Consider the following 3,005-nt stretch of genomic DNA (forward strand, 5'->3'; position numbering starts at 1 on the left):
GAGTGCGTAGGAAATAGGTGCGGCGTAGCGAAGAGGCCCCAAAAGTTGCTTAAACCCAATCATTCTCCATTGGTACCAAGCAATGCCAACCGAAACAAATGCGATTGCTGCTATTACATGTCGAACTTGAATGATTGGCTCAAATCCGAGACGCAACTGATCGCCACGGGAAGCGGCAAGAACAACAGGCAAGGACCACGCGGCTCCCAGAAGAAGGAGCCCTAAAAGCGTTTTCCACTGTCCAGAAAACGAAACCTTCGTTTCGCTTCGATATTGGCGTGCGAGTTCAACGCCAGACCACCACAGAAAGAAATAACCTGCGAAAAGCCCAATTTGCGAGGGGATGAAGGCGTAACTTAAGGAACCAACAAATGACAAGGTAAGTGCCACGGAGTATTGAAGTCTTTGAGCTATTTTTAGCACCGGGATGAACGCCAGGTAAAACCACCACTCATAGGACAACGACCACAATGGAGCGTTTTCACAATAACTATTGCAAAAGGATCCAGCTTTCATCCAGGCAAGATCCTGCATCATCAAAAGATTTCCAACAAGCGAATAAATCTCAATACTAAGCAATTTTTGATGAACAACACACTGAATAGAGTACGCAAAAAACAGTGAAAACAAAAACAGCGGATAGATTCGACGGAAACGGTGGACCAGGTAGGTTGCAGTCCCGCCTGGCAGTCGAAGCCTGTTTTCTGAGGAGTGGCTAATGACAAAGCCAGACAAGATAAAGAACAGGATGACCGCCTCAGGCCCCATTGAAAAGAGTGGTGCAATAATTGACTGGGAAAAAAAATTCGCATGGTAAATTACCACGTAAATCGCAGCAGCACCACGCAGAGCCTCAAGTTGCCAAAGCTTCTTATTCATAGTCAATGGAATTGTCTGAAAGTTCACAATGCTTGCGGATTCGCAGCACGCGGCCGGGAACGCCCACCACCACCGCGCGAGGTGGTACATCACCAGTCACCACCGCGCCAGCACCGATCACGGCGTCATCCCCAATCGACAATCCGCGATAGGGACGCGGCATGATCACGGCGTTCACACCGATCGTTACGCGATCACCAATCACGACTCGCTCGGGCGCACCAACCGGCATTTCCCCGGCGATGGTCACATGATGATAGATCCGGCAGTCATCGCCAAAGGTGACATTGGGATGCATCACGATCCCGAGTGCATAGTGCTCCAGCAGTATGTTGTTACCGACAGTGGCCTCCGCGGGCAACAGAGCGCGGTGAACGAAAAAGTTCAGCATCTTGACAATCCGCGCCGTACGCCGCCATCCACGAGTGTGCAGTTTGCGAGACTAAGACCAAATCAATTCAGGAGAACGTATACGCATGGGGAGAGGGAGTGGGAGGGGAGTTGGCAGTCGTCAGTTGGCAGAAAGAAAAGGAGTGGCAGTGTGCAGGCGTTAGTTGGCAGAGAGGGTGGTGTGTACGGCATCAAAACCTAGAGGTCCGCATGCTGACGCAATGCGGCTAATAACTGTCAACTGACGTCTGATTACTTCCTATTTCCCATCTGCCATCCTCCCACTGCTTACTGCCGACTGCCAACTGCTCACTTTTATCCTCCTGATCCATTTTTCCTAAACAATAGCCCGCCAAGACCCAGAAGAATGAGGCACCGACCAACCAATTTCCCGAAAACAGTGCCACCATCCCAGCGATAAACCAAGCCCTAAAAATACGAACATTGCGATCGTCCAATTCCCAGGTGACCAAATCAGACGACGACCGCCAAAGTCGATATAGAACCGTGACGATCACAAAAAAACCGATCCATCCATATGTGGCCAAGGTCTTGACGTAACCGGTGCTGTCGGCCACGACTGCATTGGACGCTTGTTGGACACGCGACGCCATCCCATCCGCACCAATTCCCCGTCCCAATGGCTCGGCAATTGCACCTCGAAGGGCGACTCCTAACAGCATGATTCGACCCTTGAAGGATCCGTCATCTTGAATCGCACCAATCGTTTCGACTCGTGCAGATGCTTGTCCCGGCATACGTGCCATGATCGATGGTCCTGCGACTAGAACCAAAAGCGATAGCCCTGCAACCGGCAACAGCCCTGAACCGCGGTTCAGAAGAGGGAACAACGCGACCGCCAATCCCGCAAAGATCACTGTCGTTCTTGAATAGGTCAACAGCATCGCGAACAAGATCGCCACCGCTGCAGGCCAGCGAAGCAGCCCTAACGTGCCGGGCCTCAGCATCAGAAGGATGGCGCCACAGCACAGATACATCGCGGCCGGACCACGCTCGTTCATCGTCGAAAACAAGGTCATCTTGGTCGGCTCAGGAATTCCCATGTAGCCATCCATTCCAGATGCCATCAACCAAAATCCGTCCCATGGTGGGATCGTATAGAACTGCCAAATACCATACACCGCCACCACCAACACCGAAGCGGCAAAAGTATGGCACCAACGGTCGATCGTTTTCGAATCGGCCGCCCACAGCGAACCATACCCCATTAACCCAATCGGCGCGATGTAGTCCCCCAGTGCATAAACCGCTCCCAGTTTTGCATTGATAAACCCAATTACAAACGCAAACGCCACCGCACCGCCATACAGATACAGCACATTAGCTGTCCGATGTCCCAATTCATGGCCACGTCGATTTAATTCAAGCAAGACCACCACCACCGCCAGTCCGCCGACGATGATCGGAGTCAAGCTAATTGTCGAGAATGGATTGAAGTAACCGTTGTTGTAATCGACTACGCGGCGAACCCCGCGGTTCAGTGCCACGACAAAGAACAAATAATCGATCAACCAGCTCGATTGACGCGATGCCATGATCAATGCCGGAAGGCAGATCAGGCAGGCGACGAGAAGAGAAGTGGATTCGAGCATGGGGAGAAGTTAAGAGTTGACAGTCGTCAGTTGGCAGAGGGGGAAGTAGTTTTGAGTTGGAAGGGGGGATAGTTTTGAGTTGGCAGTCGTCAGTTGGCAGTGAAGACTGAAGTGGGTTGCCAG

3 protein-coding genes are annotated in these 3,005 nt (G+C 51.8%); all 3 read right to left on the bottom strand.

Annotation, left to right across the window (positions count from 1 at the left end; translation table 11 throughout):
• Positions 1-879 (bottom strand): acyltransferase family protein (locus RMSM_RS05380; protein ID WP_040764231.1); only part of this gene is annotated, 879 nt, incomplete at its 3' end.
• Complete coding sequence (locus RMSM_RS05385; protein WP_008692680.1) at positions 872-1,270, bottom strand: DapH/DapD/GlmU-related protein; 399 nt, start codon at positions 1,268-1,270, stop codon at positions 872-874. The genes RMSM_RS05385 and RMSM_RS05380, both read right to left, overlap by 8 nt.
• A 226-nt stretch (positions 1,271-1,496) precedes the next feature.
• The gene (locus RMSM_RS05390; RefSeq protein WP_144057394.1) at positions 1,497-2,825 is read right to left on the bottom strand and encodes an O-antigen ligase family protein; all 1,329 of its coding nucleotides are present in this window, start codon (positions 2,823-2,825) and stop codon (positions 1,497-1,499) included.
• Positions 2,826-3,005 lie beyond the last annotated feature (180 nt).

Source organism: Rhodopirellula maiorica SM1 (assembly GCF_000346295.1).
Classification (GTDB): Bacteria; Planctomycetota; Planctomycetia; order Pirellulales; family Pirellulaceae; genus Novipirellula; species Novipirellula maiorica.

What these genes read in the sequence shown, in the direction of transcription:
- RMSM_RS05385 (WP_008692680.1), bottom strand. Translation starts at nt 1,270, where the DNA reads ATGCTGAACTTTTTCGTTCACCGCGCTCTGTTGCCCGCGGAGGCCACT.
- RMSM_RS05390 (WP_144057394.1), bottom strand. Translation starts at nt 2,825, where the DNA reads ATGGCATCGCGTCAATCGAGCTGGTTGATCGATTATTTGTTCTTTGTC.